24 protein-coding genes and 1 pseudogene are annotated in these 22,773 nt (G+C 43.3%); 4 read left to right on the top strand and 21 right to left on the bottom strand.

The features are described 5' to 3' along the window. Positions 1-5: 5 nt before the first annotated feature. The 4 genes from CO230_RS02120 to lpxB form a co-directional block, all read right to left on the bottom strand. Entirely contained in the window at positions 6-2,018 is a 2,013-nt protein-coding gene (locus CO230_RS02120) for a fumarate reductase/succinate dehydrogenase flavoprotein subunit (protein ID WP_122027089.1), read from the bottom strand. Positions 2,019-2,077: 59 nt separating this feature from the next. Then, on the bottom strand, positions 2,078-2,740 hold the full coding sequence (locus CO230_RS02115) for a succinate dehydrogenase cytochrome b subunit (protein WP_122027088.1): 663 nt from the start codon (positions 2,738-2,740) through the stop codon (positions 2,078-2,080). A 120-nt stretch (positions 2,741-2,860) separates the two neighbouring features. Next, positions 2,861-4,639, bottom strand: a complete 1,779-nt coding sequence (locus CO230_RS02110) for a ComEC/Rec2 family competence protein (RefSeq protein ID WP_122027087.1) — start codon at positions 4,637-4,639, stop codon at positions 2,861-2,863. A gap of 51 nt (positions 4,640-4,690) precedes the next feature. Next, a complete protein-coding gene (gene lpxB, locus CO230_RS02105; protein WP_122027086.1) occupies positions 4,691-5,797 on the bottom strand; it encodes a lipid-A-disaccharide synthase in 1,107 nt (368 codons plus the stop codon). Positions 5,798-5,842: 45 nt separating this feature from the next. Between lpxB and CO230_RS02100 the strand changes: the two genes are divergently transcribed. Then, positions 5,843-6,349 (top strand): DUF2480 family protein, encoded by a 507-nt coding sequence (locus CO230_RS02100; RefSeq protein WP_122027085.1) that lies wholly within the window; start codon positions 5,843-5,845, stop codon positions 6,347-6,349. Between the two features lie 58 nt (positions 6,350-6,407). Then, complete coding sequence (locus CO230_RS02095) at positions 6,408-7,052, top strand: DUF937 domain-containing protein (protein WP_122027084.1); 645 nt, start codon at positions 6,408-6,410, stop codon at positions 7,050-7,052. A 198-nt stretch (positions 7,053-7,250) separates the two neighbouring features. Here CO230_RS02095 and CO230_RS12315 read toward each other — a convergent pair. Then, positions 7,251-7,331, bottom strand: a pseudogene (locus CO230_RS12315) (30S ribosomal protein THX); the annotation flags it as partial. A 171-nt stretch (positions 7,332-7,502) separates the two neighbouring features. On the opposite strand from CO230_RS12315, the gene aspS reads away from it, so the two are divergent. Next, complete coding sequence (gene aspS, locus CO230_RS02085; protein ID WP_122027082.1) at positions 7,503-9,257, top strand: aspartate--tRNA ligase; 1,755 nt, start codon at positions 7,503-7,505, stop codon at positions 9,255-9,257. A gap of 151 nt (positions 9,258-9,408) precedes the next feature. Here the strand turns inward: aspS and CO230_RS02080 are convergent, their stop codons facing one another. From CO230_RS02080 to eno, 9 genes are all read right to left on the bottom strand, one after another. Then, positions 9,409-10,137, bottom strand: coding sequence for an SDR family NAD(P)-dependent oxidoreductase (locus CO230_RS02080; protein WP_122027081.1), 729 nt, complete (start codon positions 10,135-10,137; stop codon positions 9,409-9,411). Between the two features lie 7 nt (positions 10,138-10,144). Beyond that, complete coding sequence (locus CO230_RS02075) at positions 10,145-10,909, bottom strand: enoyl-CoA hydratase/isomerase family protein (RefSeq protein WP_122027080.1); 765 nt, start codon at positions 10,907-10,909, stop codon at positions 10,145-10,147. Further along, on the bottom strand, positions 10,906-11,598 hold the full coding sequence (locus CO230_RS02070; protein WP_122027079.1) for an SMUG2 DNA glycosylase family protein: 693 nt from the start codon (positions 11,596-11,598) through the stop codon (positions 10,906-10,908). The genes CO230_RS02075 and CO230_RS02070 overlap by 4 nt, the downstream gene beginning before the upstream one ends. 137 nt (positions 11,599-11,735) lie before the next feature. Next, positions 11,736-12,200 carry an IS200/IS605 family transposase gene (gene tnpA / locus CO230_RS02065; protein ID WP_122027078.1) on the bottom strand — a complete coding sequence of 155 codons (465 nt, stop codon included), beginning with the start codon at positions 12,198-12,200 and terminating at the stop codon, positions 11,736-11,738. A gap of 331 nt (positions 12,201-12,531) precedes the next feature. After that, positions 12,532-15,021 carry a phenylacetic acid degradation bifunctional protein PaaZ gene (gene paaZ / locus CO230_RS02060; RefSeq protein ID WP_122027077.1) on the bottom strand — a complete coding sequence of 830 codons (2,490 nt, stop codon included), beginning with the start codon at positions 15,019-15,021 and terminating at the stop codon, positions 12,532-12,534. A gap of 161 nt (positions 15,022-15,182) precedes the next feature. Then, the gene (locus tag CO230_RS12150) at positions 15,183-15,368 is read right to left on the bottom strand and encodes a hypothetical protein (RefSeq protein ID WP_162989959.1); all 186 of its coding nucleotides are present in this window, start codon (positions 15,366-15,368) and stop codon (positions 15,183-15,185) included. Continuing rightward, complete coding sequence (locus CO230_RS12145) at positions 15,365-15,586, bottom strand: hypothetical protein (RefSeq protein ID WP_162989958.1); 222 nt, start codon at positions 15,584-15,586, stop codon at positions 15,365-15,367. Before CO230_RS12145 ends, CO230_RS12150 begins: the two co-directional genes overlap by 4 nt. Positions 15,587-15,950: 364 nt before the next feature. Next, positions 15,951-17,237 carry a citrate synthase gene (locus CO230_RS02055; RefSeq protein ID WP_122028856.1) on the bottom strand — a complete coding sequence of 429 codons (1,287 nt, stop codon included), beginning with the start codon at positions 17,235-17,237 and terminating at the stop codon, positions 15,951-15,953. A gap of 79 nt (positions 17,238-17,316) precedes the next feature. Then, complete coding sequence (gene eno, locus CO230_RS02050; protein WP_122027076.1) at positions 17,317-18,612, bottom strand: phosphopyruvate hydratase; 1,296 nt, start codon at positions 18,610-18,612, stop codon at positions 17,317-17,319. A gap of 174 nt (positions 18,613-18,786) precedes the next feature. Here eno and CO230_RS02045 point away from each other — a divergent pair, with 174 nt between their 5' ends. Next, entirely contained in the window at positions 18,787-19,134 is a 348-nt protein-coding gene (locus CO230_RS02045) for a hypothetical protein (protein WP_122027075.1), read from the top strand. Positions 19,135-19,239: 105 nt separating this feature from the next. Here the strand turns inward: CO230_RS02045 and rplQ are convergent, their stop codons facing one another. The 7 genes from rplQ to infA all read right to left on the bottom strand — a co-directional run bounded on the left by rplQ (position 19,240) and on the right by infA (position 22,769). Further along, positions 19,240-19,764, bottom strand: coding sequence for a 50S ribosomal protein L17 (gene rplQ / locus CO230_RS02040; protein ID WP_122027074.1), 525 nt, complete (start codon positions 19,762-19,764; stop codon positions 19,240-19,242). 6 nt (positions 19,765-19,770) lie between these two features. Then, positions 19,771-20,766, bottom strand: a complete 996-nt coding sequence (locus CO230_RS02035; RefSeq protein ID WP_122027073.1) for a DNA-directed RNA polymerase subunit alpha — start codon at positions 20,764-20,766, stop codon at positions 19,771-19,773. A 34-nt stretch (positions 20,767-20,800) separates the two neighbouring features. Continuing rightward, positions 20,801-21,409 carry a 30S ribosomal protein S4 gene (gene rpsD / locus CO230_RS02030; RefSeq protein ID WP_122027072.1) on the bottom strand — a complete coding sequence of 203 codons (609 nt, stop codon included), beginning with the start codon at positions 21,407-21,409 and terminating at the stop codon, positions 20,801-20,803. Positions 21,410-21,502: 93 nt separating this feature from the next. Beyond that, a complete protein-coding gene (gene rpsK, locus CO230_RS02025) occupies positions 21,503-21,892 on the bottom strand; it encodes a 30S ribosomal protein S11 (protein ID WP_122027071.1) in 390 nt (129 codons plus the stop codon). 19 nt (positions 21,893-21,911) lie between these two features. Further along, a complete protein-coding gene (rpsM, locus tag CO230_RS02020) occupies positions 21,912-22,289 on the bottom strand; it encodes a 30S ribosomal protein S13 (RefSeq protein WP_055041710.1) in 378 nt (125 codons plus the stop codon). A 9-nt stretch (positions 22,290-22,298) separates the two neighbouring features. Beyond that, a complete protein-coding gene (gene rpmJ, locus CO230_RS02015; RefSeq protein ID WP_007839480.1) occupies positions 22,299-22,415 on the bottom strand; it encodes a 50S ribosomal protein L36 in 117 nt (38 codons plus the stop codon). Between the two features lie 138 nt (positions 22,416-22,553). Next, the gene (gene infA / locus CO230_RS02010) at positions 22,554-22,769 is read right to left on the bottom strand and encodes a translation initiation factor IF-1 (RefSeq protein ID WP_015806726.1); all 216 of its coding nucleotides are present in this window, start codon (positions 22,767-22,769) and stop codon (positions 22,554-22,556) included. Between the last annotated feature and the right edge of the window lie 4 nt (positions 22,770-22,773).

Below are 22,773 nucleotides of genomic sequence, written 5' to 3'. Positions count from 1 at the left end.
CCTTATTATTTATAACTTCTTGTTTTAACTTCGATATTCTCGTAAATGAGTTCTTCTTTGTGCATGATTTCCTGCTTAATATCCGGCCCGCGGTATTCCCAGGCGGCCACATACTTAAAGTTTTCATCATCGCGCTCAGCTTCACCTTCCGGCGTAGCATGATCCCAACGGAAGTGCCCACCACAGGATTCTTCGCGGTTCAGTGCGTCGATCGCCATCAGTTGTCCTAACTCCAGGAAGTCTGCCACACGTAATGCTTTTTCAAGCTCCATGTTCATTTCGTCGTTAGTCCCAGGAACTTTTACATCTCTCCAGAATTCTTCGCGTACTTCTTCGATTTCTTTGATAGCTTCCTGTAAACCTTCCGGTGTACGGCCCATCCCTACTTTGTTCCACATGATGTGTCCCAATTTTTTGTGGAAATAATCTACCGAGTGTTTTCCGTTATTGTTTATAAAGAAATCAATCTGTTTTCTCACCTCTTTCTCTGCTTCCTCAAACTCTGGTGTAGTAGTTGAAATCGCACCCGTTCGGATATCTGCTGATAAATAATCCGCGATGGTATAAGGAAGTACAAAGTAACCGTCGGCCAGACCTTGCATTAACGCGGAAGCGCCAAGTCGGTTCGCACCGTGATCTGAAAAGTTAGCTTCACCAAGAACGAAACATCCCGGGATGGTTGACTGCAGGTTATAATCTACCCAAACGCCACCCATTGTGTAGTGAACGGCCGGGTATATCTTCATTGGAGTTACGTAAGGATTATCTGCGGTAATTTTTTCATACATCACGAAAAGGTTACCATATTTTTCCTCTATCCAGGCCTTTCCGAGGTCATAAATAACCTGTTCTGAAGGGTTGTGGATGTTCATTTCAAGAGCTGCCTCTTTTCCTTTTTTCATGATTTCCGTAGAGAAATCAAGGTAAACGCCTTCTTTAGTATCATTATTTTCAATACCGAAACCAGCGTCGCATCTTTCTTTGGCCGCTCTGGAAGCCACGTCACGCGGAACCAGGTTTCCGAATGCCGGATATCTTCTTTCAAGATAATAATCGCGGTTTTCTTCGGCAATATTTTCTGGTCTCAGTTTTCCTTCGCGGATCGCCACTGCGTCTTCGATGTTTTTTGGCACCCAAATTCGACCGGAGTTCCTTAGAGATTCCGACATTAAGGTCAATTTAGACTGTTGTGTGCCGTGTACTGGGATGCAGGTCGGGTGAATCTGCACGTAGCAAGGGTTTGCGAAATACGCGCCTTTTTTGTGAATTTTCCAGGCAGCGGAAACGTTGGATCCCATCGCGTTGGTAGAAAGGAAGTACACATTACCATAACCACCGGAAGCGATCACCACGGCGTGTGCGGAATGTCTTTCGATTTCGCCGGTCACGAGGTTTCTGGCGATGATTCCACGTGCTTTTCCATCTACGATTACCAGTTCAAGCATCTCATGACGGTTGTACATTTTGATGCGGCCTTTACCGATCTGACGGCTCATGGCAGAATAAGCTCCTAAAAGCAACTGCTGCCCGGTTTGTCCTTTCGCGTAAAAAGTTCTTTTTACCTGTACACCACCGAACGAACGGTTATCAAGCTGGCCGCCGTAATCCCTACCGAAAGGTACGCCTTGGGCCACACACTGGTCAATGATGTTTGCGGAAACTTCAGCAAGCCGGTAAACATTGGCTTCGCGTGCACGGTAGTCGCCACCTTTGATGGTGTCATAGAACAGACGGTAAGTAGAGTCACCGTCGCCCTGATAATTTTTGGCTGCGTTGATACCCCCCTGAGCGGCGATAGAATGCGCTCTTCGGGGAGAATCCTGATAGCAGAAAGCTTTTACGTTATAGCCCTGTTCAGCTAAGGTTGCAGCAGCAGAACCGCCCGCAAGGCCGGTCCCCACAACGATGATATCGATCTTGTCTCGGTTGTTAGGCGCTACAAGGTTCATGTGGTTTTTATGGTTGGTCCACTTTTCGGCCAAAGGACCGTGTGGAATCTTTGAATCTAATTTGCTCATCTGAAGAAATATTAAATTTTAAATCTTAAATTTTAAATTCACCTTTAAAACTTAATTTTTTATTGAGTTAAGAAATGAAATACTGCAATGAAGATAAAACCTGCAGGAATTAAAATTGAATACCACTTCCCAAGGGTTTTAATTGTAGGCGTGTACTTCGGATGTCTGGCACCGATTGACTGGAAAGACGACTGGAAGCCATGCGCCAAGTGCAGCCCTAACAGTACAAAAGATACGACGTACAGTATCACCCGCCAGATGTTACCGAAACGCTCGTGCAGTTCGCCCCAGTATCTTAAGTTGTCCACCTCATTTCTTTCGATGTACTTGAAGTTGATCTCGTGCCACCAAAAATCATACATATGGAGCACCAGAAAAGCCAAAATAACCAAACCAGAGATCAGCATGTTGCGCGACATCCAGCTAGAGTTAGCGGCACCGTTGTTCACGGCGTACTTTACCGGGCGTGCCTTGCGGTTCTTAATCTCGAGGATGAAACCAAGCACGAAATGAAAGATTACTGCAAACCCAAGAACCGGTTGCATAATAAACTGAATAAGAGGGTTGTACCCCATAAAATCAGAAGCGGCATTGAAGGCATCTGGCCCAAATACCGACAGAAAATTCACCGTGAGGTGCATGATAAGGAATATAAGCAAAAACATTGCAGATAATGCCATTGCATACTTTCTACCAATAGTAGAACTCGTTAATCCTGCCATATAATAAGTGTTTAATTTGAATTTTCAACAAAGTTAAAGAATGTTAAGCATGATGTAGGTGAGAATTGTCAGAATGAAATAGTTTGTAATGTTTCTAAATAACATCATCGCCCAACGCAATCATTTGAAATCTTTAAAACTATATATTTTACCTAATACTCGGATTTGGGTGATGCTTTCAGGGATTTTCCTTACTTCATAGTTTTGCGTCCGTCTGGACGTCAGGTAAGGTTCTATGATATATTTCGAAATGCGCTCCATTTCCAATGTTTCGGGAATCAAAAATACCACTTTATCTTTTTCTTTCACAGAAATGAGCTTCTCTCTATAATATTCATGTACCAAGACCTCATCAAAACGTTGCGCACGGTAATTCAGCATCAGTCTCAAAGTTATAAATAAGAGGACAAAATACACAACCCGCAGGCTGTTTCTTATATTAAAATTAAGAATCACCGCACGCAGGAAAAATATGATGACGCCACTCACCAAAAGTTCTGGAAGCGACAACGGGATCATCTTCACAAAAGCAAAATCCGCGTCCGCGAAAAAGTGGACCGATTGCAATACCATGTCAACAATAAAATCATAACACACATCAAGCAACCAAAAATTCAATGAAAACGCTGTAAGCACCGTCATTAAAAGCGACACGATAATCAGCAACTGCGAAAACGGTACCAGCACTACATTTGCCAGCAATGAGATATATGAATACTGATGAAAGTAATAAATCACCAGCGGAAGCGTCGCTATTTGCGCTGCAATACTCAGTGAAAACACACTCAGCATCATGGTTTGAAAATCGTTTTTAGGCTTTGGCAGATACTTCAGTATCGGTTTGTTAAACCAAAAGATACCGAAAACCGCCGCAAAACTCAACTGAAACCCTACATCAAAAAAAGCGTTGGTATCGTGAATCAGAAGAATGAAAGCCGCAAGTGCCATCGCATGAAGAAGATCGGGCTTGCGCTGTAGCAAAACATACATATAGTAGGTTGAAAGCATGATGCAGCTCCTCACCACCGAACTTCCGTAATCAATAAAAACCGCAAACAGCCAAATAATGACCAAGGCTACAACATATTTCATCTTGTGCCAACGCGGTGGGCAAAAAGGTTTCAATACAAAAATGATAATTAAGAAAATCACGGCCATGTGCGAACCTGAAATCGCCAGGATATGCGTCAGGCCCGAGGTGCTGAAATCTTGTACCGTACCAGCATCCATCTCTGTACGGTCGGCCAGTATAATGCCTTTGGTAAACTCTCGACTCCGTTTATCCCAATCAGCGGAGTCGAGCTTTCCTAATGTCTCGAGTCTTTGCTGGCGTATTTTTTCAGGTAAAGAAAGATCATTTCTTTCGCTGGAACCTATGTTTCCGGCTATATAACCTTGGTGATATATTTGCTGACGGGCAAGATATCGCGCATAATCGAATTGAAAGTCGCTGTACGGTTTCTGTATTTCATTAAACAGGATGTCAGCTTTATAATAATGAAGAAAATCCAACAGTTTTTCGCTTCGTGGAACCGAAATTACAGCTCGGAAACCTTGATTTCCCTTCCAGGCATAGATCTCGTAACGGCGGTTTTTCTCGTTTGCATTAAGTTTCTTCGCTAATTTAAAAGTAAGATTTTCGTTGCTTTTCAATGAAGGCAAATTCGGTTTTTGGTTATTCAAGGAATGTGCGAAAACCCCCAGCCCAAAGAACAGAATACATAAAGATACATGTCTGAACTTCCGGACATGAAAATTCCTCAATAAGAAAAGAAGCAAACTCAGGAAACCACCAGCAACAACTGCGTACACCGCACCTTCAGTCAGCAGAAAATAATCCTGAAACAGAATGCCGGCAACAAAACAAAGACAAATAATAAGAAGCGGTTGCTTTTGCAAAGGTGTTTTTCGTAAAAGTACCGAGATTTAGATGTAGCTATTACCGTGAAATCACCCTTTTACAATAATTTCTGCAGCTTTATCACTCGCACCCTTGCCACCGAGTTTTTCGCGGAGCGTCTCATAATCAGCCAACATCTTTCCCCGTGCTTCACCATCCAAGATCTGCTTCAGTTCTTGCACCAAGTTTTTCGTATTAAGCTCGTGCTGAATTAGTTCTGTCACAATTTTACGGTCCATAATCAGGTTTACCAGTGAGATAAATTTCAGATTCTTCACTACACGTTTGGCAATTTCATAGGAAATCCGGCTACTGCGGTAACACACCACTTCGGGAATGTTTAGCAGCGCAGTCTCTAGCGTAGCGGTGCCCGATGTTACCAGTGCCGCTTTGGAAGATCGCAACAGTTCGTATGTTTTGTTTGACACAAAATGCACGTTTTCATCTACATAATTAAGGTAAAATTCTTTCGGTAAACTGGGCGCGCCGGCAATTACAAACTGATATTCCTTAAAATATGGGCGCACCGAGAGCATCAGGCGTAGCATTTTTATAACCTCCTGCTCCCGAGAGCCAGGCAATAAAGCAATAATTTCCTTTGAACTTAAGCCGTTTTCTGCTTTGAATCTTTCTTTATCAATCGGCGGCAGGTCTGAAATGGCATCCAGTAAAGGGTGACCTACAAAATGTGCTTGTACCTGATGTTTCTTGTAAAAATCTTTCTCAAATGGTAAAATCACCAGCATTTCATCTACAAAACGACGGATTTTCTCAACCCGCCCCTCTTTCCAGGCCCAAAGTTGTGGTGAAATATAGTACACCACTTTAATCCCCAGCTGTTTGGCAAACTCTGCAATACGTAGGTTAAAACCGGGATAATCTACCAATATCAGAACATCTGGCTGGTAATCTTTAAGATCTTCCTTACAGAATCGGATGTTTTTGAGGATCGTACGCAGGTTCATCGCCACTTCCAGAAAACCCATAAAAGCCAGGTCACGGTAATGTTTCACCGGTTGTGCCCCGGCTACCGCAGCCATCAAATCACCGCCCCAAAACCGGAACTCGGCATTACCATCCTCTTTCAACAGCGATTTCATGAGGTTCGAGGCGTGCAGATCACCAGAAGCCTCCCCAGCAATGATATAGTATTTCACTTGGAATTTAAAGTTGTAATTTTGTTCAAAGATAAAATAAAAATAATGTCCGATTTCGAAATAAAAAATAAAATAGCGGAGAGCGGTCTCGTCAACTTCGATCTGAGTACATTGATCCCAAAAGGCAGAAGAACAGGCCTTGACCTGAAAGATTTCTTATGGGAAGGCATGATCTTAAGGGAAAAAGACTTCCGTGAAAAAGTAGCCGCCATGAATCCGGAAGATTTCCGCGATCATTTTGTACACATTTACAATTCAGCTGATGCCATCGTTCCGCTGTGGGCCTACTTCCTACTGACCTCCCGAATTACTGACCATGTCGCAAAAGCAGTGTATGGCAGCCGTGCGGATTTGGAGATGATCCTAATGCATCAGGCCATACAAAACCATGATTTTACGGAACTTACAGGAAAACGTGTACTTGTAAAAGGCTGCTCGGACGAAACCATCCCCGAAAACGCTTACATAGAATTGGTAGAAAGACTAAAACCTATCGTAAAATCGCTGATGTTCGGCGAAGCATGTTCTAATGTGCCGATTTTCAAGAATTAAATGTACTGCGGAATAGTTTTTGGTCCCTTTCAGTTTTTCAAACTTAAAATATTAAATCATGAATTTAATTGAACTGATTACAGGCCGCGCCGGAAACCAAGTGGCCGCGCAAGCCGAAAACAAATTCGGCATCGAAAAGAACCAAATCATTGCACTTTTAGCCGTAGCAGCACCGCTGGTGATTTCGTACCTCAGAAAAAAGTCGCAAGACAATCCTGCCGAGGCAGAGGCTTTAAATAACGCGCTGGATAAAGATCACGACGGGAGCATTCTGGATGATCCTACACAAATTGAAAACAGACAGCAGGAAGGCGGCTCAATTCTCGACCATATTTTCGGTGGTCATAAAACGCAGGTGGAAAACCAATTGTCACAAAACACCGGTATCTCCATTGATAAGATCGGTCCAGTTCTCGCGATGCTGGCACCGCTGATTATGGGCTATATCGGCAAACAGAAAAACGCAGGCGGTGTAACCTCCGGCGGTCTGGGTGACCTGCTTGGCGGTATTTTAGGTAATGCACAAAACAAAGCGAGGGCTGAACCTTCAAATCCTTTAAACGACATCCTGGGTAATGTGCTTGGCGGGGCTGGCAACAAACAGGGTAATCCACTGAACGACCTTTTAGGCGGCGTTCTGGGTGGACAGCCACAGGGTGGTTTAGGTGGCATTTTAGGGAATATACTTGGTGGCAAAAAATAACCACATTTCTATATCATAACAAAAAACCGAAGATTATTCTTCGGTTTTTTTCTTTCTGTCAGCTTTTGGTTTGGCATCGGTGGGCGGATTTGCGTTTTCAGATTTATTTGCAGGATATCCTACCTCTTTTCTCACCTTTACTTTTGACTCTTTTTCTTCCTCTTCATCCATTACAGTTACTGGAATGTTTTTTACCGATGAAGCTTTTTTTGGTCTTCTTTTGCCATAGCTGCCGGCAGTAATCTTACCACGTCTGGATTTCTGGTCTCCTTTTCCCATAATACTAATAATTTGTTTGATTTAAACCAAAATTACTAAAAATAGCTAAAATCACCTTCTTAAAATATGATAAAATTTGTTGCTGTACGTGCTAAATAGAGAAATTGCAGTTCGCAAATGCAGGCAAAAAATTCTATCTTTGCCAACGAAAAATCAGTAAAAACTTAACCTATGTTCCGAACGCATACCAATGGAGAATTGACTCTTAAAAATATTAACGAAAACGTTACCCTTTCCGGTTGGGTGCAGACCATTCGCGACAAAGGTTTTATGATCTGGATTGACCTTCGGGACCGTTACGGAATTACACAGTTGGTTTTTGATCAGGACCGTTCTTCAGTGGAATTGATGGAGAATGCCAAGAAACTCGGGCGCGAATTTGTGATTCAGGTTGAAGGGAAAGTGATTGAAAGAGTTTCAAAAAACCCAAATATTCCAACCGGGGAAATTGAAATTTTAGTTGAAAAACTCATTATTTTAAACGAATCTCAACTTCCACCATTCACCATCGAAGATGAAACCGATGGCGGCGAAGAACTGCGGATGAAATACCGGTACCTCGACATCCGCAGAAATCCGGTGAAAGACAAACTTATCTTCCGTCATAAAATGGCGCAGAAAGTCAGAAATTATCTTTCAGACCAAAATTTTATTGAAGTTGAAACGCCGGTTCTCATTAAATCTACGCCGGAAGGTGCAAGAGATTTTGTGGTGCCGAGCCGTATGAATCCGGGACAGTTTTATGCGCTGCCACAATCGCCACAAACCTTCAAACAATTGTTGATGATTGGCGGAATGGACCGTTATTTCCAGATCGTGAAATGTTTCCGTGATGAAGATTTAAGGGCCGACCGTCAGCCGGAATTTACCCAAATCGATTGCGAAATGGCTTTCGTGGAGCAAGAAGATGTTCTCGAAATTTTTGAAGGGATGACGGCGACTTTACTGAAAGATATCACCGGAAAAGAATTTGGCAAATTCCCAAGGATGACCTTTGCTGATGCGATGAAAAAATACGGAAACGACAAACCCGACATCAGGTTCGGGATGGAATTCGTGGAAGTAACTGATTTGGTAAAAGGAAAAGAATTTAAAATATTTGATGACGCCGAACTTGTTGTCGGCATTAATGTTGAAGGCTGCGCAGATTACACCAGAAAACAGATCGACGAGCTGATCGACTGGGTGAAACGCCCTCAGATTGGCGCTTCAGGAATGATTTGGATTAAATTCCAGCACGATGGCGTGGTGACTTCTTCCGTAAATAAATTCTACAGCGAAGAAGATTTACAGAAAATCACAGAAAAATTCGGAGCAAACGAAGGAGATTTAATCCTGCTGATGTCCGGAAACGAAAATAAAGCAAGAACCCAACTTTCAGCCTTACGAATGGAACTTGGAAACCGTTTGGGTTTAAGAAATCCAAAAGAATTTGCGCCGCTTTGGGTTATCGATTTCCCGCTGCTCGAATGGGACGAAGAAACCGGAAGATACCACGCCATGCACCATCCGTTCACCTCTCCTAAGCCGGAAGACGTTCATTTATTGGAAACTGACCCCGGAAAAGCACGAGCAAATGCGTATGATTTGGTACTGAACGGCAACGAGATCGGAGGTGGTTCTGTACGGATTTTCGACAAAGACCTGCAATCTACGATGTTCGATTTGCTTGGCTTTACCAAAGAAGACGCGGAAGCTCAGTTCGGCTTTTTGATGAACGCTTTTAAATACGGCGCGCCGCCACACGCAGGTTTAGCCTTCGGTTTCGACCGTTTGGTTGCGATTCTGGACGGAAACGAAGTCATCAGAGATTACATCGCCTTCCCCAAAAACAATTCCGGACGCGATGTGATGATTGACGCGCCGAGCAAGATTGCCGATGAGCAGCTTGATGAACTTGAATTGAGATTGAATTTGAAAGGATAAAGTAAAGACGGAGATTTTCTCCGCCTTCTTTATTTACTGCTTTTTTTCAGAAGATTGTTGCAATCCGACTTGTTCGGAGCTCTTTTTGCGAGGAGGAACGAAGAGCAAAAAAGCGGGAGTGGAAGGCGGAAAAAGCTGACCACATATAAATCTAAGGCATTTTAGAAACTAAACTTTCCGGCGATAATTTCAGAATCCAGTAAATGATTTTCCATTTCCAGTTTGGAACGATGGCGAAGGAACTACCGGCATTCACAATGTGTTTCGCGACATAATCCGGCTCCATGATCAAAGATTCTTTCAGTTTTAAACCTTTATTTATTTTGGTTCGGATGTAGCCGCTGACCAAAACATTTACGGTAATATTTCTTGAACTTAAATCCTGCCTTAGACCCGCAAGATAAGTCGTGAACGCCGCTTTCGTGCTTCCATAAATATAATTGCTTTTCCGCCCGCGAACGCCCGAAAGCGAGGACAGACCGATGATTCTTGCGAGGTCTAAGTTTGATTTATCTTCAGTGATAATATTTAAAATTGAAACCGCGCCGGCATAATTCACTTTCATCATCTGGAAAGCATCATTGAAATTTCTTCGCGCATCCTCGTTCTGACTTAAAAAACCGGCAGCATAAATAACGATATGAGGTTTCGCACGAAGTTCATCATAAAAATTCTGATGTGAACTGAAATCGGTCGCATTAAAATACAAAAGGTGAACCTTCGCGGAAATTTGGTGTTGCTGCACAAAATTTTCAAGCGAAACCAGGTGGCGGGAAGCTGCAAAAATTTCGTATCCTTTCCGGATGTAGAGCAAAATGCACTGTTTTGCCACATCAGAATTGGCGCCGAGAATTAAAACCGTTTTGTTGACCTGGGACATTCGAAGATTATTTGGCGCTAAGTCGTGCTTTAATTTCTCCGATGCTTTTTTTGGCAGAATCTTCAAGGATCAGGCTTGCGCTCATGTGAATTCTTTCCGGCATCAGGTTATCGAAATGTTCGGTGCCTTCCCACGAAACTTTTTTAATTAACGCCAAAGCGTCGGCGCTTCTGTGGGAAAGTTTCTCCAGGAAATAGTGAAGCTCTGCATCCATGTCGTCAATAGTTGCAGAAACTGAATGATAAACATCGTGCTTTGCGCACCACTTTGCAGTTCTGAAATCTGCGTCAATCGACATTGCGGTATATGCTGACTTCCCGATTTTCCGCTCTACATAAGGCCCGATCACGAAGGGTCCGATGCCCAAATTCAACTCCGTTAAGGCCATGGCCGCGTCGTTTGTGGCAAAACAGTAATCTGCCGCACATGCAATGCCTACTCCACCGCCGGTGGTTTTTCCCTGAACCCGAACAATGACGAGTTTGCCGCAAGTCCGCATGGCGTTCAGCACTTTCGCAAATCCGCCAAAAAATTTCTTTGACGTTTCCAAATCTTTAATCGTGAGCAGTTCATCGAAACTCGCACCCGCACAAAAGGCTTTGTCGCCGGCTGATTTTAACAAAATGGCTTTGGTTTGGGGACTTGCGCCCAGTTCCAAAATGGTTTGCGCCAGTTTTTCAAGAATTTCGCCGGGAAGCGAGTTACTTTTTGGATGTCCGAAAGTGATTTCGGCAATACTGTTTCTAATTTCGTGATTTACAAATCCGTTCATTGTTCTTTAGTTAGGGCAATTAAGTATTTATCGATGTATAGCTGTTTCTCTTTGGTTTTGTACTGCTGGATATACCTGGGATGCTCCAGCACGGTAAGCTTATCAAAAAAATGTTCGGCGTTGTTCAGTTTTTCTAAGAAAACCGCATTTTTCTTTCCGAGGACAAAGACTTCTGACGTATCAAGTCCCAGGTTGATATGGTTTTTGATACTTTGAATCATAAAAGGTTTCACAGCTTGAAATAAATGTTTGTCGTCGTAATAATTCGCATTCAAGCTGCCGCGAACGGTGTTGCGTACGATGGCCAAAGGGAACGGCGAATTTATATAAAAATCTGCATAAAAACGCTCCGCACCACCATACTGGCTGATGACATCATAAACAAAAACCGATGATATCTCGTGCGTGTGCGCCGACTTCATCTCAATACCACAAACCGATTCCAACCTTTTCGTATCCGTGAACGGAACTCCCGTGACGCCCGCACCGTGCCGACTCGGATTGATACCGATGATGAATCTGCGCTGTCGCTGGTCATTGTAGAATTTGCGGTAGAAAGCGCCCATCACGTCGAGCGTTTCGGGATTATCGAAAAATGGGTTCATCACATCGAAACCCGCCGGAAGCGCGTCGGAAAATCTGAGGTTTTTGTTGAATTCGATGACTTTCTCGCCGAAAGGTTTTTGCATAAGATTTTAATTAATTCTAATAAATGACGGTTAGTGCTCAAACAAAGTCCCAGTAAGCTATGCAGATTCCGGAGAAATTATATCTGCGTAGCAAAATGTATGCGCCCGACACGCGTCCGTAGAGACGCTATCTCTAATCAGTCGTAAAATTCAAACAGATATCTATCATCATATTCAATTTCGAACTTGCTCAGGAAATCCAGATATTCATTCCTGAAACTCCTACGCTGGTGGTGCTGAGCCTGATTTAAAATATAATTGTTCACAGAATCCTTTTGACTTTTGGAATATGAAAATACACCATAACCTTCCTGCCAGTAAAATTTGCCGCTTGTTAAATTCTTTTCATTAATGAATTTTGTGGATTCCGTCTTTACAATCTTAACTAAGTCAGGAATGTTAATCCGCAGATCCTTATAACTAAAAAAAATATGGATATGATCTGGATTGGCATAGATTGCAAGCACTTTCTGGCCTTTATTCCTAAAGATTCCACAGATGTACTTTTCAACTTCGTCTTTAATGGCGGATCTAATCTGGGTTTCCCTTCCTTTGGTGGCAAAAACCAATTGGAGATAGATTTGTGAATAGGTATTTGGCATTGCAAATGTTTTAATATTACCATATAGCGTTCCTACGGAACGCATAACTCCCTCTACATCCTTACTACTACACAGATTTTGTTCCTACGGAACAAATACTAATCGACAACGATCTGGATGTGCGTATCAAACAACTTTAAGATTCCCTAAGAATCCTATCTGAGTAGTCTTAAGACCTAATTCCTGAAACCGCGTCCCGTAGGGACGCTATCTTAAGATCTACGGAACCCAAATTTCTTCATATGTTTTTCTAAACCGGATTTGCCCTACGGAACAAAATCACTTCACTAATAGAACCAACTCGTGCGAAACCTGCGCAATCCGCGGGAAATTAAATTCCGAACTGCTCAAAATGATGCGTGAAGTGCTTTCTGTGGAACAGTTCCATCATTTCCTTGTTCAGTGTTCCGAAGCGCGGATGATAATGTTCGGCCGAAGGGTTCTCGCGGTAATAGATGGTGTATTCTTTCAGCGCTTCTATGAGTTTCTCTTTAGCTTCATCTAAATTTCGGTAGCGCAGCGCCGGCATCTCGCCTTCTTTCAACAGCGGATATTGTGCACCAGGACGTATTTTCTGCTCGGTGTAAAGCCAATCCTGTAACTGTTCCAGTTTATCGGCCGGAATTTCCGGGAAGTTTGTCGCTTTCAGGTCGCCGAAGCTGTTGCGCACCACCTCTTCCAGATGTTCAACCATCATCTGCGGAGTCATCTGCCCGAATTTTCTTTCGCTATTCTCGGTGAGTGCGTGAAGCCTTTGCCTGATGTTTTTAAAATTTAATTCAATGAACGGCGACTGTTTAGCCACTAAAGTCAAAATCGTGGCTACACAAACCACCTCTTCGCGTTGGTTTACCACTTCAACGAGCCATTTCACCACACCGCTCGGCACATTGCGTCCTTTTACACCACGGTTGATTTTTTCTTTCGCGGTTAAATACACCGTGATCGTATCTCCGGCATATACAGGTTTAAAGAAACTCGCGTTTTCTAATCCGTAATTGGCAATCACGGGTCCTTTTTTACCGGACACGAAAAGTCCGGCTGCCGCTGAAAGGATGAAGTATCCGTGTGCCACGGTTTTGTCGAAGATGGTACCGTTCAGGCTTGTAGTGTCGGTATGGGCATAGAAATGATCCCACGAAACATTGGAGAAGTTGACGATATCGGCTTCGGTAACCGTACGGCCGGCGGTTTCCAGCGAATCACCGATCTCCACTTCTTCAAAGAACTTCCGGAACGGATGTTTATCCGAGAACTTCTGGGCCGCGCCCTGCTGGTACACTTTGGTGATGGCCGTCAGCATATCCGGCGAACCTTGGATGGCCGTTTTCTGTAGGAAAAAATGCAGTCCGTTCAGTCCGCCCATCTCTTCGCCACCACCTGCCCTGCCCGGACCGCCATGCATCAGCGTAGGCAGCGGCGAGCCGTGGCCGGTACTTTCTTTGGCACTGTCGCGGTTCAGGACGAAGATGCGTCCATGCTGCGAGGCCATTTTCCAGGAAGTTTCGGCTACAAATTTTTCGTCATTGGAAACGATGGAACCTACCAAACTTCCCTTTCCGCGTTTTGCCAACGCGGCGGCTTCTTCGGCATCGCGGTATGGCATCAGTGTAGATACCGGCCCAAACGCTTCCACATCATGGGAGATATTCTTCTCGAAAGGTTTATCATTATAGAAAATCTTCGGACTCATAAAGGAACCGGATTCGTAATCGGCATCCAGAAGTTCATGCTGCCCATCGTAAATAAGTTCAGTTTCAGCTTTAAGCAGATTTACATTTTTCAGAACTTCTTCATACTGCTGTTTGCCGACCAGCGAGCCCATACGGGTTTCGCGGTTCAGCGGATTACCGATCTTGGTCTGGTCCAAAGCTTTGCCTAAAGCATTCTGCACTTCATCAACCAGATTCTCCGGCACCATGATCCGGCGGATGGCTGTACATTTCTGCCCCGCTTTGGTGGTAATCTCGTTACGGACTTCCTTTATAAAGAGGTCAAACTCCGGCGTGCCGGGTTTTGCATCCAAGCCTAAAATGGAGCAGTTCAGTGAGTCGGCCTCCATATTGAAGCGCACTGCATTGGTTGATACAGACGGCAGGGATTTCAGTTTTTTACCCGTTCTGGCCGATCCGGTGAACAGCACAGAGTCGCCATCCTGAACATAATCGAGCATATTGCCGGGTTCACCGCAAACAAGCTGAATGGCACCTTCAGGCAGAATTCCACTTTCAATCATATCAGTGAAAACCGCATGGGTAAGGTAAGATCCCAGTGTTGCAGGCTTTACAATACTTGGAACACCAGCCAACAGCGAGGTAGAAAGCTTCTCCATCATGCCCCAAACCGGGAAGTTGTACGCATTGATCTGTACCGAGATGCCCTCGCTTGGTGTTAAGATGTGAGTTCCGATGAAAGTTCCGTTTGCTGAAATCTTCTGCGTATCGCCATCTACCCAGAAAGGTGTGTTCGGCAACATCCTTTTTGCCAAACCTGAATAGGTGAAGAAAGTACCGAAACCACCTTCGATATCCACCCACGAATCGGCGTGTGTAGCACCGGTCTTATAGGACAGTTCGTAGTACTTTTTCTTTCTTTCCAAGAGGTACAGCGCCACTTTTTTCAGCATTTCGCCCCGGTCATAGAAGGTCATGGACGAAAGGTTTTTGTAGCCGACCGTGCGGCCATAATCGAGCGCCTGCCGGAAATCTATGCCGCCGGTATCGGAGATGGCTACCAATTCGCCATTCACGGCGTTGTATAAGGGGACTTCTTCGCCGGAACCTTCGGTCCACTGGCCGTATATGTAATTTTTGAGCTTCATTTTTATTGGGTATTTTGAGCCGTTAAGATACTGAAATTTTCAAATTAGCAGGGTGGTATGGATGGTTGCGGGTGGTTTCCGCGCTTGTGTGTTATTAAAAATAGCATTAAATAAAAAGAGGATTGAAACAGAATTATGTTTTTGATAAAATTTATGCTTATTTATATATTTATTTTTATTAAAATCAATGTTATCATTGAATAAAACATTGCAGAAATGGACGGGACATGTGTACGGGCCATTTCTGTAGCTGTCCGGTTGATTTCTGCAAGTGTCCCGACCGTTTCTGTAGGCGTTCGGTTGATATCTGCAAGTGTCCCTTTCATTTCTGCAAGTGTCCGGTTCATTCTACTGGTGTCCGATCCATTTTTGCAGGTGTCCCATTCATTTCTGCGGTCGTCCGGTTGATTTCTATGAGAGTCCGGTTGATTTCTGCGAGAGTTCGGTTCATGTGTGAAGGTCTATGGTTAGTTTCTGCGAATGATTGGGAGATTTCTGCAGATGTATGGACTTTCCCTGCAAATGTCCGGCTGGTTTCTGCGGGTGTATGGATTGTTTCTATCACCGGCGGACGGGTTTGGAAAGGTTGCGGGCTTGTTTTATAAGCGTGCACGTCATTTCGGAAAGTTGCGCGCGATGGTCTTTGCCTATGGTCACTGTTTTTGGGTGGGACGCTAATTTGTGTTATGCTCTGCCAGCGTTGGATGGTAATGGTCTTTGATGGTGTAAACTGCCTTTGTTTTGGTGACGGATCTGCGCCCCGGATGGAACGGCCTGTTTGAGCTCTTTGCAGGTACTACGGGGGCGCGGCGAAGCCGCCGCCCCCGTAGTACCTGCAAAAGCGAGTAGTGACAGCCGGAAATGGCGCCCAAGAAAAAATCCCTCCCGGTGGTACACCGAAAGGGATGGTATTAACAATCTTATATAAATTATCTTGCGCTGAGGTCTACATAGTCGCGTTTCTGCGCGCCCTGGTACACCTGTCTTGGACGGCCGATAGGGTCGTTGTGCAGACGCATCTCTTTCCACTGGGAAATCCACCCCGGAAGTCTGCCTAGGGCGAACATCACGGTGAACATCTCTGTAGGGATGCCCAAGGCTCTGTAGATGATGCCGGAATAGAAATCTACGTTTGGATAAAGCTTTTTGCTTACGAAATAGTCATCTTCAAGCGCTACTTTTTCGAGTTGCATGGCAATGTCAAGCGCTTTGTCTTCGATGCCTAAAGAGTTCAGGATATCGTCTGCCGCTTTCTTGATGATGGTTGCGCGGGGATCGAAGTTCTTGTAAACACGGTGTCCGAAGCCCATGAGACGGAAGTTGTCTTCTTTATTCTTGGCTTTTTCTACATATTTGGCTACGTTACCGCCATCATTTTCAATCATTTCGAGCATTTCAATCACCGCTTGGTTGGCACCTCCGTGCAATGGCCCCCAAAGTGCGGAAATACCTGCGGAAACTGACGCGAACAAACCTGTGTGTGCAGAACCTACCATCCTAACGGTGGAAGTTGAGCAGTTCTGTTCGTGATCGGCATGGAGAATTAATAGCTTATCTAACGCGTCAACAACTACAGGATCCATCTGGAACTCTTCGTTTGGTCTGCGGAAGCACATTCTGTAGAAGTTCTCTACATAATTGAGGCTATTATCACCGTGGTTGATCGGTAAACCGAGTTTTTTACGGTAAGTCCATGCGCAAAGGTGCGAGAACTTGGCGATGAGCATTTCGGCAGCGTGGTCGAGGTCTTCTTTTGAAGAAACGTCAACGGCTTTTGGATTGAAAGCGGTAAGTGCTGATGTAAGGGAAGAAAGTACGCCCATCGGGTGCGCGGAACGCGGGAACACGTCGAGGATCTTCTTCATTTCATCGGCTACGAAATTGTATTTGTTGATGCCTTTCTGGAAGTTCTGAAACTGGTCCTGGTTAGGTAATTCCCCATGCAGGAGCAGGTACATCACTTCGGTAAAGTTTGATTTCTCGGCAATCTGTTCTATCGGGTATCCACGGTAATACAGTTCGCCATTGTCGCCATCAAGATAAGTGATGTCGCTGAGGGTGGCGCCCGTGTTTTTGTATCCCAAATCCAGGGTAATAAGCCCGGTCTGATCGCGCAGCTTGGAAATATCGATTCCTCTGTCACCAATGGTGCTTTCTACAATCGGGTATTCGTAAGAATTACCGTCGTAGTTTAGTACTACTTTATTATCTGACATTTTAAATTTATTTTTTACGAATTTATGATTATTAAAATAAAAGGACAAGCCCGAAAAGGCTCATCCTGATATTTATTTTCTATGAACGGTTTATCTTAAATGCATCTAAGCCCGGGAAGATAGCGGTTTCGCCTAATGCTTCCTCGATTCTCAGCAACTGGTTGTATTTCGCCATTCTGTCGGAACGTGAAGCGGAGCCTGTCTTGATTTGTCCGCAGTTCATAGCTACGGCAAGGTCCGCGATGGTAGCATCTTCGGTTTCCCCGGAGCGGTGCGACATCACAGAGGTGTAGCGGTTGTGCTGAGCCATCTGTACGGCGGCCATGGTTTCGGAAAGTGAACCGATCTGGTTAACTTTTACGAGGATGGAGTTTGCAATACCTTCCTTCACCCCTCTTGAAAGTCTTTCTACATTCGTTACGAATAAATCGTCACCTACCAGCTGTACGCGGTCACCGATTTTTTGGGTTAGCTCTTTCCAGCCTGCCCAATCGTCTTCGTGCATACCGTCTTCGATGGAGATGATTGGATATTTGGAAGCTAATTCCGCTAAGTAAGAAACCTGCTCGCTGCTGCTGAACTGCGCAGAATCTGGCGTCTGGAACTTTCTGTAATCGTAAACGCCGTCTTTGTAGAATTCTGAAGCTGCACAATCCAACGCGATCATTACATCATCGCCTGGTTTGTAACCTGCCTTTTCAATGGCCTGCAATAAAGTATCAAGCGCGTCTTCTGTCCCTTTGAAAGTAGGAGCGAAACCACCTTCGTCACCCACCGCTGTAGAAAGTCCTCTTGAATGCAAAATGGATTTTAGGTTATGGAAGATTTCGGTGCCTTTTCTTAAAGCATGTGAGAATGAATCTGCTTTTACAGGCATCACCATGAATTCCTGGAAAGCAATCGGCGCATCGGAGTGGGAACCGCCATTGATCACGTTCATCATCGGAACAGGTAGTGTGTTTGCGTTTACACCGCCGACATATTTGTACAGTGGCATCCTGAGTTCTGTGGCCGCCGCTTTTGCCGCCGCCAAAGAAACGCCAAGAATTGCGTTTGCGCCTAAATTGCCTTTGTTTTTAGTTCCGTCAAGCTCGATCATAATCTGATCAATGAAATTCTGATCATAAACCGGAAGGCCTACCAATTCAGGAGCTATTACATCCCTCACATTCTCCACTGCTTTCAGTACGCCTTTTCCTAAATAATCGGATCCGCCGTCGCGTAATTCAACTGCCTCATGTTCGCCAGTAGAAGCACCTGAAGGAACCGCTGCACGGCCCATTGCACCACTTTCGGTAAAAACATCTACTTCGATGGTAGGATTACCGCGCGAATCTAAAATCTGTCTCGCTTCAATGTAAGAAATGTAACTCATTTTTATGGTTTTTTAAACTTGTAAGATTATATATACAAATTTAATTAAAATAGAATGATTTATTGAATTTAGCTGCATGATTTTATTGTGCGAGCCGTTAAACTTTCGTTAACAGCGCTGATTTGTGATGGTTTGGGAAAGTAATTGTACATTTGGTCATACTAAAGATTTTTTATGACGAACAAAATTATTTTCCCACTTGCATTTGTAGTTTATACCGTGTTGATTGCCTGTAACAAATCGGACGGAAATAAGGCTGTAATAGCTACACAAACTGATGCGCATACCACGTCAAATACGGAACGCTATGTGGCCGAAGACGGTTCTTCTGCACTTGTTACAATTGTACAAGGTGATGAAAGCTCCATCAGTATCCGAAGTAATAATAAAACGATTTCCGCACCTAAGAAATCTGAAGGTGTTTACAGCAATTATGACTTCGAAATCGTGAAAAGAAATGACAGTGTGATTATCAGCCAAGGGAATAATATCATCAGTCTGAAAAAAGCGCGAGGTCAATAAGATGGCGAATGATGATGGCTGAAATACGCTATTATAGTAAATTGCAGACATAAAAAAGCCGGTTAAAATAAATTAACCGGCTTTTTTGCATTATGAAACTGAGGATTAATCAGTTTTGTTATCAGAAGATTCTGCGGCTTCGCCGGTAGTTTCTTCAGACTTCGTTTCTTCAGCCGGAGCTTCAGCAGCTACAGGAGCAGCAGCTTTAGCTGTAGATGAACGTCTGCTTCTTCTGGTTGTTTTCTTCTCTTCCGCGTTCGGGTTGTAGATGTCGTTGAAATCTACAAGTTCGATCATTGCAGTATCTGCAGCGTCACCCGGGCGGAAACCAGTTTTGATGATTCTTGTATAACCACCGTTTCTTTCTGCGATTTTAGGAGCTACTGTTCTGAAAAGTTCAGTAACGGCCTCTTTGCTTTGCAGGTAAGAGAAAACTGTTCTTCTGTTGTGCGTAGTATCTTCTTTTGCTTTGGTTAAGATAGGCTCAACAAAAACTCTCAACGCTTTGGCTTTGGCAACCGTCGTGTTGATTCTTTTATGCTCAATTAGGGAACACGCCATGTTAGAGAGCATTGCGCTTCTGTGGGAGGATGTTCTTCCTAAGTGATTGAATTTTTTACCGTGTCTCATTGTTTTTTATTTATCAGCGTCTAATTTATATTTAGCAACGTCGAAACCGAAGTTAAGACCTTTTGCATGCACTAATTCTTCTAATTCTGTTAAAGATTTTTTACCGAAATTTCTGAATTTCATCAAATCAGACTTAGTATAAGAAACCAGTTCACCTAATGTTTCCACTTCAGCCGCTTTCAGGCAGTTCAATGCTCTGACAGAAAGATCCATGTCTGTAAGTTTGGATTTTAGGAGTTGACGTGTATGTAAAGTTTCTTCATCGTACTGGATGGATGCTTTCACGGCTTCAGTTTCCAGGGTGATTCTCTCATCAGAGAATAACATGAAATGATAGATCAAGATCTTTGAAGCTTCTGTTAAAGCATTTTGAGGGCTGATGGAACCATCAGTCTCGATATCCAAAACGAGTTTTTCGTAGTCTGTTTTTTGCTCTACACGGTAATTCTCAATACTGTACTGTACTTTTTTGATCGGGGTAAAGATAGAGTCGATAGCAATGGTACCGATTGGCGCGTTGCTGGATTTGTTCTGTTCTGAGGGAACATAACCTCTTCCTTTTTCGATATTGAAAGTAATTTCAAACTTCACCTCTTTGTTGAGATTACAGATCACCAGTTCAGGGTTTAGGATTTCGAATCCCTGTATTGATTTACCTAGATCTCCTGCGGTAACAGTAGTTTGTCCGGTTACTTTAGCGGTTACTGCTTCTGCGGTGGCAGTTTCAGATTTGGCTTTCAGTCTTAATTGTTTCAGGTTCAGAATAATTTCTGTAACGTCTTCAATTACGCCGGGAATAGTTGAAAATTCGTGCTCTACGCCTTCTATTTTAATAGATGAGATAGCATATCCTTCCAGAGAAGAGAGTAATACCCTTCTCAAAGCATTACCGATGGTAAGTCCGAAGCCTGGCTCCAATGGTCTGAATTCAAATTTGCCTTTGAAATCATCGGAGTTTAGCAGGATTACTTTATCGGGTTTAATAAATGTTAAAATTGCCATATAATTGGGGGTTGAGCAAAAATTTGATAAATGATTATTTAGAGTAAAGTTCGACGATCAGCTGTTCTTTGATATCTTCCGGGATTTGGATTCTCTCCGGTGCTGATACGAAAGTACCTTCTTTCTTCTCGTCATTGAACTGTAACCACTCATAGTTTGCTTTTGAAGCCAATGAATCTGCAATTACTTCAAGAGATTTTGATTTCTCTCTAACAGCAATCACATCACCTGCTTTTACCAAATAAGATGGGATGTTTACTAATTCACCATTTACAGTGATGTGTCTGTGAGATACTAACTGACGTGCGCCAGCTCTGGTTTTGGCAAAACCGAATCTGTACACCACATTATCCAATCTAGATTCACATAGCTGTAAAAGCACTTCACCTGTTACGCCTTTTGCTCTTTGGGCTTTATCATAAAGGTTTGCAAATTGTTTTTCAAGGATACCGTACGTATATTTAGCTTTTTGCTTTTCCATTAGCTGTACAGCGTATTCTGATTTCTTTGCGCCTCTTCTTTTATTCGGGCCGTGTTGTCCCGGTGGTTGGTTTTTTCTTTTCTCGAAGTTTTTATCATCTCCGTAGATTGCAGCACCAAACTTTCTCGCAATCTTTGTTTTTGGTCCAATATATCTTGCCATAATTGTATTTAAGATTTTAGATTCTAGATTTTAGATTTTAGATTTTAAGATGAAACATTCAAAATTTAAAATGCAAAAATTTAAAATTCCAGATTATACTCTTCTTCTTTTTGGTGGTCTACATCCGTTGTGTGGCATTGGAGTCACGTCGATGATTTCGCTAACTTCAATTCCTGAGTTGTGGATCGTTCTGATCGCAGATTCTCTACCTGCGCCAGGTCCTTTCACAAATACTCTCACTCTTCTAAGGCCAGCATCATGCGCTACCTGAGAGCAGTTTTCAGCGGCCATCTGTGCGGCGAACGGTGTGTTCTTTTTAGAACCTCTGAAACCCATTTTACCAGCAGATGCCCAAGAGATTACCTCTCCGTTTTTATTCGTTAAAGAAATAATAATGTTGTTGAAAGACGCCTGGATGTGTGCTTCCCCGATTGCCTCAACTTTTACTTTTCTTTTTTTAACAACTTTAGTTTGTTTTGCCATTATTTAATAATTCTAAAGATTATTTACTTGCTTTTTTCTTGTTAGCAACAGTTTTTCTCTTTCCTTTACGGGTTCTAGAATTGTTTTTAGTTCTTTGGCCTCTTAAAGGTAATCCCAGTCTGTGACGTATTCCTCGTTGGCAACCAATATCCATCAATCGTTTGATGTTTAATTGTGTTTCAGAACGTAATTCACCTTCTACTTTGATGTTTTCAGTGATGTAGTTTCTGATTAGTGCCAATTCATCGTCATTCCATTCGTTGACTTTCTTGTCTTCGCTGATGCCGGCTGCTTTCAGGATTTCGGATGAAGTGCTTCTTCCGATTCCGTAGATGTAAGTTAAGCCGATAACGCCTCTTTTGTTTTTTGGTAAATCAATACCGGAAATTCTCGCCATAATTTAATTTTAGCCTTGTCTTTGTTTAAATTTTGGGTTTTTCTTGTTGATTACAAACAGAACGCCTTTTCTGCGAACGATCTTGCAATCAGCACTTCTTTTTTTGATAGATGCTCTAACTTTCATTTGTTTTGGGTTAATTTTCCAACGGTTAGATGAACTCCAAGTGATTCCACCCCCTTTTGTTTAAATATTTAAATGATCAATATAACTGCAATAGTTATATTTTGTTTTCTAGTACAATAATCGCCGGCTGCACGGTAATTAGTATCTAAAGGTGATTCTCCCCTTAGATAAATCATAAGGAGATAATTCAAGCTTTACTTTGTCGCCAGGCAACAATTTTATGTAGTGCATACGCATTTTACCTGAAATATGGGCGATAAGGATATGCCCATTTTCAAGTTCAACACGAAACTGCGCGTTCGAAAGTGCTTCGGTGATCACGCCGTCCTGTTCGATATGTTTTTGTTTTGCCATTATT

Source organism: Chryseobacterium sp. 6424, assembly GCF_003692615.1.
GTDB lineage: Bacteria > Bacteroidota > Bacteroidia > Flavobacteriales > Weeksellaceae > Kaistella.
This window is presented reverse-complemented; position numbering and strand designations above follow the sequence as displayed.

Bases quoted from the DNA above. Each gene is read 5' to 3' on its own strand.
- infA (WP_015806726.1), bottom strand. From the start codon at position 22,769: ATGGCAAAACAAAAACATATCGAACAGGACGGCGTGATCACCGAAGCA.
- CO230_RS12150 (WP_162989959.1), bottom strand. From the start codon at position 15,368: ATGAACCGGACACTTGCAGAAATGAAAGGGACACTTGCAGATATCAAC.
- CO230_RS02080 (WP_122027081.1), bottom strand. From the start codon at position 10,137: ATGTCCCAGGTCAACAAAACGGTTTTAATTCTCGGCGCCAATTCTGAT.
- CO230_RS02095 (WP_122027084.1), top strand. From the start codon at position 6,408: ATGAATTTAATTGAACTGATTACAGGCCGCGCCGGAAACCAAGTGGCC.
- tnpA (WP_122027078.1), bottom strand. From the start codon at position 12,200: ATGCCAAATACCTATTCACAAATCTATCTCCAATTGGTTTTTGCCACC.
- paaZ (WP_122027077.1), bottom strand. From the start codon at position 15,021: ATGAAGCTCAAAAATTACATATACGGCCAGTGGACCGAAGGTTCCGGC.
- rplQ (WP_122027074.1), bottom strand. From the start codon at position 19,764: ATGAGACACGGTAAAAAATTCAATCACTTAGGAAGAACATCCTCCCAC.
- rpsD (WP_122027072.1), bottom strand. From the start codon at position 21,409: ATGGCAAGATATATTGGACCAAAAACAAAGATTGCGAGAAAGTTTGGT.
- CO230_RS02070 (WP_122027079.1), bottom strand. From the start codon at position 11,598: ATGCAAAAACCTTTCGGCGAGAAAGTCATCGAATTCAACAAAAACCTC.
- CO230_RS02100 (WP_122027085.1), top strand. From the start codon at position 5,843: ATGTCCGATTTCGAAATAAAAAATAAAATAGCGGAGAGCGGTCTCGTC.
- CO230_RS02045 (WP_122027075.1), top strand. From the start codon at position 18,787: ATGACGAACAAAATTATTTTCCCACTTGCATTTGTAGTTTATACCGTG.
- rpsM (WP_055041710.1), bottom strand. From the start codon at position 22,289: ATGGCGAGAATTTCCGGTATTGATTTACCAAAAAACAAAAGAGGCGTT.
- CO230_RS02115 (WP_122027088.1), bottom strand. From the start codon at position 2,740: ATGGCAGGATTAACGAGTTCTACTATTGGTAGAAAGTATGCAATGGCA.
- aspS (WP_122027082.1), top strand. From the start codon at position 7,503: ATGTTCCGAACGCATACCAATGGAGAATTGACTCTTAAAAATATTAAC.
- CO230_RS02055 (WP_122028856.1), bottom strand. From the start codon at position 17,237: ATGTCAGATAATAAAGTAGTACTAAACTACGACGGTAATTCTTACGAA.
- CO230_RS02075 (WP_122027080.1), bottom strand. From the start codon at position 10,909: ATGAACGGATTTGTAAATCACGAAATTAGAAACAGTATTGCCGAAATC.
- CO230_RS02035 (WP_122027073.1), bottom strand. From the start codon at position 20,766: ATGGCAATTTTAACATTTATTAAACCCGATAAAGTAATCCTGCTAAAC.
- eno (WP_122027076.1), bottom strand. From the start codon at position 18,612: ATGAGTTACATTTCTTACATTGAAGCGAGACAGATTTTAGATTCGCGC.
- rpsK (WP_122027071.1), bottom strand. From the start codon at position 21,892: ATGGCAAAACAAACTAAAGTTGTTAAAAAAAGAAAAGTAAAAGTTGAG.
- rpmJ (WP_007839480.1), bottom strand. From the start codon at position 22,415: ATGAAAGTTAGAGCATCTATCAAAAAAAGAAGTGCTGATTGCAAGATC.
- CO230_RS02120 (WP_122027089.1), bottom strand. From the start codon at position 2,018: ATGAGCAAATTAGATTCAAAGATTCCACACGGTCCTTTGGCCGAAAAG.